Source organism: Paenibacillus sp. YAE3 (assembly GCF_057546105.1).
In genome coordinates, this window is the sequence record NZ_BAAIYF010000019.1 from 64,706 (window position 1) to 71,251 (window position 6,546).

Below are 6,546 nucleotides of genomic sequence, written 5' to 3' on the forward strand. Positions count from 1 at the left end.
AAGCTCATATTTTAAAGCTCCTCGGTGCGCACCCATCTTCTCTCCGCGATCGACAAATCGACGGCTTCAAGCACCTGCTGGCATTTCACGCCGTCCGCAAAATTCGGAACGGGCTGCCGGTCTTCGCGGATCGCCTGAAGCAGCTCGACCGTTTCGTGGATAAACGTATGTTCGAATCCAATGGTATGCCCCGGCGGCCACCAGGCTTCGGCATAAGCGTGCGCAGGATCGGTCGCCAGAACGCGGCGGAAGCCCTGCACGTCTTCGGCATCCTCCGTGAAATAAACCTGCAGTTCGTTCATCCGTTCGAAATCGAATTTCAAGCTGCCTTTGCTTCCGTTGATCTCGAAGGAATTCGTGCAGCGGTGGCCGGCGGCAAAGCGGGTCGCTTCAAAGCTTCCCAATGCGCCGTTGGCGAATTTCGCCAGGAACAAGGTCGCATCGTCCACGGTGACGGGGCCTTTCTCGTCCGATTGGTTGCCCTTGGCGCTTAGACCGCTCATGGAGCCCGGCAGCGGCCGTTCTTTGATAAACGTCTCGCTCATGCCGATAACTTCCTCGATGTCGCCCACAAGGAAGTGGGCCAAGTCGATGATATGCGCCCCCAAATCCCCATGGGAACCGGAACCGGCGATATCTTTCTGGAGGCGCCATACGAGCGGGAATTCCGGATCGATGATCCAGTCCTGCAAAAACCAGCCCCGGAAATGATAAATTTGTCCCAGACGCCCTTCCTGGATCAGCTTGCGGGCAAGCTGCACGGCGGGGGCAAATCGATAGTTGAATCCGACCATATGTTTGACCCCTGCCGCTTCGGCTGCCGCCAGCATCTCCCGGGAATCCTCGAGGGTCAGCGCAAGCGGTTTCTCGCAGAGCAAATGTTTTCCTGCTTTCGCCGCTTCGAGGGCGATTTCTTTGTGCATATCGCTTGGAGCATTGATATCGATGAGGTCGATGTCATCCCGCCCGACCAGCTCTTTCCAGTCCGTGACATATTCCTCCCAACCGAACTGTTTTGCGGCTTGGGACACCCCTTCCGCGTCGCGGCCGCAAATCGCCTGCATGACGGGATGAACGACGTCCGGGAAAAACATCGGAATATCGCGGTATGCATGGCTATGCGCCTTCCCCATAAATTTGTAGCCTACCATTCCTACTCGAATCTGCTGCATTGAATACGCCTCCTTTTCATATGCACCCTATTCATACCTATGCTTGGCTCCTTGCGCTCGATGATCGAACGACAAGCCGGGTTGCCATTTGATATAAATGACCGCTGATATGATTTACCCCTTCCCCGAATTCCGACACAGCCTCATCCGCATTTTCCGTAAGCAAAAGCTTGGCGGCAAGCGCTCCCATCCTGTAAAATGGGACGGCCACGCTCGTCAACGGCGGATCTGTGATCCTGGCGCCATCCGAATCGTCATAACCAACGATGGCGATGTCTTTGCCGGGTATAACGCCCAGTTCCCGAAAGCCTTGAATAAGCCCGATGCCCATCCGGTCATTCGCGGCAAAAACGGCATCGATGCTATCGAGATGGCGGGCGAAACGAAAGGCGGCCTCATATCCGCTCGTCCGGCTGTAATTGCCCGTTTCAAGCCATTTGGCGGGGATCGCTTCATCCGGATCATCGCCTGGATTGAAAATGCCCGCTTCCGTCATCGCGCGTACGTATCCCTTAAGACGGTCGGCGCTGTTCGAGTATCCGGGCGGACCGTTCAGGAACGCGATACGGCGGTAACCCTCGTCAAGCAGATGCTTCACCGCTTCATAAGCGCCTTGTTCATGATCCGCATCCACTTCAAGCAAATCTTCGCCGGCAAAATGCTGGTTTACCAAACAAAACGGATGGTTCGCCTCCTTCAGCGCCCTTAGCGCTTTCCGCTCCTCCGGCGTATCCGTCGTTCCCAAAAGGATGCACGCGTCGATCTTTTGCGATCGAAACAACTCCGTGTAACCGTTGTCATCGCCGGGCTTGCGAAAAATCAGCAGCATATCGTAACCAAGCTCGCGAACCTGTTCCCCGATTCCGCTTAAAATCTCCGAAAAATAATACGTTGAAAAAATATGTACCTTCGGCACATAAGGAAGCACGACGCCGAGATTGCCGCTTTTTCTGCGGGCAAAGCTTTGGGCGATGGCATTGGGGTAATATCCCAACGTCTCGGCCGCCTTCAGCACTTTCACCCTCGTTTCCTCCTTGATGGGACCCACCCGGTTGAACACGCGGGAAACCGTTGCTTCTGATACGCCCGCCATGTCCGCAACCGCTTTTCGTGTGACGATACGGCATCACCCCCTGCATTCCACAAACAAGTTGTTGATAGTAAATCAAGCTGAAAAACTTTAATGTACGCGCGTACATTATCTCGTATTTTTTTCCAAATTGTCAAGGGGATTGTTTTCAATCGCAACAACCATAACGTTTGCACCGTCTGTTTCTTAAAGGAGGGGTGAACATGATCAAAATGCCCATTGCACTCTTCATATTGCTCTCTTTATTGGGATGCTCGTTCCAAGCCAACAACGGAGGCAAGACGACCGTTCGCGAATTGACCGGCGGCCAGCCGCCTGGAGCCTCGATACAAATCGGGGATAAACTCCACGACACCAAACTCGGCACCTACTGCTGGTCCTCCAATAACACAAACACGTGCATAGACGCTGTCGGTCCGGCCGAACTCCTAAAAAACAAAAAGCCGGTCAAGGTAAGACCCGGCGCCGAAATCAAATTTGTGATGGATTACGAGCCCCTTCCGAACAAAATCCACCTGGAGCAAATTTCGGAAGGCAAGTACACGGAGATTGCCGTGAAAGAAAATACCTTCCAAGCTCCGACCCAAAAGGGAACCTACTATTATTCATATGGGGTCTGGTGGATGGATGAAAAACGGGAGCATGTTGCCCTTGGGGACGCTTTTTATGTTTTTGCATTGGAAGTCATCTAAATGCTTTGGCCCGTTCATTTCAATCCTAGTCAGGCATTGAGCCATAGAGTGTCTGCCGCGACCTCCTCGCCATTGACGACCAGCACGATGCGATGCTCCCCCGGATAATGGCGTCTTGTCGTCAAATCGGACCAGCCGTGCTTGCGCCGCCCTGTCAGCTTCGAACCGCCGGGGACGGTTTTATCCGATAAGAGGAACAATTTGCGTGAGGTTTGTCCGTTCGCCTTCACAAAATAAATGCCGTATTCGATCCTTAAGCGCGCCTCAGTTCCTTCCCGAATGCAAAGCTCATAATGAATCATGCTGTTATCCCCAATGGATGCTTTCTTCGGCTCGACCGCAAGCACAGCCGACTGCACAAGCGAGTTTCCCTCACTGCTTCCGGAATAGCCAAACAGCCTCATGATGTCCGGCTCCGCTTTCCGGATCAACGTCCGGCAGGCATGCCTGACAATCCAATCCGTATCCGGATGGTTCCCGAGCCACGCTTTGGCCAGCCGAATCACGATGTCAGGATGGTCTTTGGCGATATCGTTCAAATTGTTGGCGACGCTCTTGCGGACATAAAGCGATGGATCTTCCTTCAGCTGCTCCAACACCAGCAGCACGGGGGAAGGATCCTTTTTGAATGGCGCAAGCGCTTGTCCCCACGGCAGACGGGGTCTGCAGCCTTCGCTCGCCAAACGTCTGACATGTTCGTTCGGATGTTGCGACCAGATCAGCATTTGGTTCATCATCCGCTGCGGATCGCGCATAATGAACGGTCTGACCGCAAATTCGGACGAGGACCGCTGCGTGAACCGCTCCAACGCCCCCATCGAAAGATCCCAATGTTGCGGATCCTGCCCGTACACTTCGACAAAGTCGGGAAAAAACAGGTACGGAAACCCGGTACATTCCTCGTCGATCGAAAATAACACCTCCAACGCAGCCGGATAAGACGCAGGCAAAAATTCGCCCAAAACGGTCGCGATTCGGCGGATTCTCGCTTTCAGCTCCAGACCCTCCCAATCATCGTCCATGATTGTTGCAACAAAGCCCTCGGCGTGAAAGGCCGGATATGCGGATCTGACCTTCTCTGCGAAATCTCCTAAAAACTCTCGATCGTACATCGCTTTTAACGCTTCAGCCAAAATTTTCTCCCCCGTCGTTCATAGGTTCCGCAAAAATGCGAACACCCGTTTTCGTTTACTATAGCAAGAAACGAAACGGGTGTACAGTTTTGGTCTAAGTGAATTATTTTTTCAGTTTTTCCCGCTGCTCCAAATCGTTGCGCATGTTGCGCATGTAATCCGGAGCATCCATCGGGTCGTCCGCCATCAGCTCGATGATGCACATTTTACTGGTGCATTCTTTTTCAGCGCGGGAGATCGCGTCATCCAGCTCTTGATTGGTTCGAACCGTAACGGCATAAGCTTCCCCGCCGAAGGCTTCCGCAAGCTTCGTATAGGACCAGTTCGGGATGTTGTTATAGGTTTGGTTTTCGGTCTTTGCGTTCAAATATTTTTCGATCGTATATCCGTCATTGTTGAGCACGAAAATGATCGGCTTGCAGCCGTAATACAGCATGGAACTGATTTCCTGGACCGTGAGCTGCAAGGAGCCGTCGCCCGTGAAAAGCAGGACCCTGCGCGAAGGGGCCGCAATGCATGCTCCATAGGCTGCAGGCGTGGCGTAACCGATCGATTGCCAAGCACTCTGCCCGATAAACAGCGTGTCGCCCGGGAGCGAAACCTGACTCATGCCGTAATAAAATGTTCCCGTTTCCGCAATCACGATATCCCCTTCTTTGAGCATCCGTTGAAACCGAGGATAGTAGGAAGCCGCCTGAAGCGAATCATCCGGATTGCCTGTAACGGCGTCGTACGGTCCGGGCCCTTTGGTTGGCGTTCCCGGCTGTTTCCACCCGATGTTTTGCAAAGCGAGCAACAGATCCTCCGCCATCACGTTGGGATATTCCGCGGGACCCACTTTAACCTTCGAGGGTTGAATGTCAATAAGCCGGAGCGGGTCCAGTTTGGCCGTAAAATTCGCGGTATTGCCGTCCGCCTCCACGAAACCGGCTGCGATGACGCAATCCGCGTTTTCCACGAGGCTGCGGACGTCCTGACGGCCGAAGGCTCCTCCATACATGCCCATAAAAAGCGGATGCGACTCGTCGAACGCGCTTTTGCCGTACAACGTGGAAACAACCGGCAAATTCAGCGACTCCGCAAGTTTGCGTACGTATGGCTTCCAATGGAACCTCATCGTTTTGACGTCCACTAAAAGGATTGCGTTTTGAGCCTGCATCAACATCCGGGTGATGTGTTCGACGGCAGTCTGCAGCGCTTCAGGACTCGAAACGGTTTTCGCCGGGTTGGCTTCTTGGCGCATAACCACCGGCTTGGCGACCAAATCGTCGGCAACGACGAGATACACCGGTTGCTTTTTTTCCTTGGCGATCCGGATGGCATTCGGGATTTCCAGCATGGCATTTTCGGGCGTCAGTACGGCCGTATAGGCCGTGATTTGTTCATACATCTTGCGAAATACGTCATAATTGCCGTCCATTAACGTATGATGCATCAGCTTGTGCTGCTTCTGTGCCGCATCCGGCGGCGAGCCGACGATATGGATCACGGGCACATGCTCGCTGCAGGCGCCGGCAACGGCGTTGCAGGCGCTCATTTCGCCGACGCCAAACGTGGTGATGAGCGCGGACAATCCTCTGATTCTCGCATAAGCATCTGCCGCATATCCGGAGTTCAGCTCATTGCGTCCGTTAATGAATCGCAGTCCGGCGTACCGTTCGATCGCATCCAGCAGAGAGAAATTATAATCTCCGGGCACGCCGAAAATGTCGGTCAGTCCCTCCTGCTTCAAACAGTCCAAAAGATATTCACCCAACGTTTTTGGCCGCATTGATTCTAGATTTCGGTTGTTGTGCTCTTGTTGTGACATCGGCGATTTTAGGCTCCTTCCTTTTTTAGTGTCCGGCAGCTGCGTTAATCGCTTCTTTCACCGTCCTGGCCAGCGATTCGGCATCCCCCAGCGCTTGGAAATGCAGAAACAGGATACGCGGCTCTTCGCCGATGAGGTGGTTATGTAGGGCGGATATGTTGATGTTCCCTTTGCGGAGCGCATCGATGACGGGATTCACCTCGTTGCCGAGAAGCGCAAACTCCCCGATCACCGCCGTTTTATCGCCTACCTTTTCAAAATTCGCGCCGAATGAAAGTTCGATTTCTTCCGGAGATAGCGGCACTCCCAAGTTTGAAACCTTGATATTTTTGCGGGTAATCCCTAATTTGCACACGCCGTTTTCATGCTTCAATTCCGTGTTAAAGACTTTGTCGAATACTTGGCAATCTGGCGTTTCAGCCCCCAAGACGGTGCCCGACGGGACGAGCAGCAAAAATGCAGCAGCCATGAACCAAAAGATTTTTTTCATCTTGTCCATTCCTCCAAGTTTGGGATTTTAGCTGAGCGTTTTGCAGTAATCTGAGGCCTTGAGCCGTAAGGATTTTCGGACATAAAAAAGGGACTTCACCCCAACTTGGAGAAGTTTTCAAGTGACCAAACCCAAAAACCTCAAGGATGGAGGAAGTCA

General features: G+C 53.0%; 6 protein-coding genes. 1 reads left to right on the top strand and 5 read right to left on the bottom strand.

Annotated features, from left to right (window positions below):
• Positions 1-11: 11 nt before the first annotated feature.
• Positions 12-1,172: a Gfo/Idh/MocA family protein gene (locus AC27KL_RS26185; protein ID WP_487171634.1), complete on the bottom strand. Its 1,161-nt coding sequence runs from the start codon at positions 1,170-1,172 to the stop codon at positions 12-14.
• 37 nt (positions 1,173-1,209) lie between these two features.
• Positions 1,210-2,292 (bottom strand): LacI family DNA-binding transcriptional regulator, encoded by a 1,083-nt coding sequence (locus tag AC27KL_RS26190; RefSeq protein ID WP_487171639.1) that lies wholly within the window; start codon positions 2,290-2,292, stop codon positions 1,210-1,212.
• Between the two features lie 173 nt (positions 2,293-2,465).
• Here AC27KL_RS26190 and AC27KL_RS26195 point away from each other — a divergent pair, with 173 nt between their 5' ends.
• Positions 2,466-2,954, top strand: coding sequence for a hypothetical protein (locus AC27KL_RS26195; protein WP_487171635.1), 489 nt, complete (start codon positions 2,466-2,468; stop codon positions 2,952-2,954).
• Between the two features lie 29 nt (positions 2,955-2,983).
• On the opposite strand, the gene AC27KL_RS26200 is transcribed toward AC27KL_RS26195, so the two are convergent.
• The 3 genes from AC27KL_RS26200 to AC27KL_RS26210 all read right to left on the bottom strand — a co-directional run bounded on the left by AC27KL_RS26200 (position 2,984) and on the right by AC27KL_RS26210 (position 6,387).
• Positions 2,984-4,087 carry a DNA alkylation repair protein gene (locus AC27KL_RS26200; protein ID WP_487171636.1) on the bottom strand — a complete coding sequence of 368 codons (1,104 nt, stop codon included), beginning with the start codon at positions 4,085-4,087 and terminating at the stop codon, positions 2,984-2,986.
• A gap of 103 nt (positions 4,088-4,190) precedes the next feature.
• Positions 4,191-5,897 carry an alpha-keto acid decarboxylase family protein gene (locus AC27KL_RS26205; protein ID WP_487171637.1) on the bottom strand — a complete coding sequence of 569 codons (1,707 nt, stop codon included), beginning with the start codon at positions 5,895-5,897 and terminating at the stop codon, positions 4,191-4,193.
• A 25-nt stretch (positions 5,898-5,922) separates the two neighbouring features.
• Positions 5,923-6,387, bottom strand: coding sequence for a DUF1259 domain-containing protein (locus AC27KL_RS26210; RefSeq protein ID WP_487171638.1), 465 nt, complete (start codon positions 6,385-6,387; stop codon positions 5,923-5,925).
• Positions 6,388-6,546: the final 159 nt, after the last annotated feature.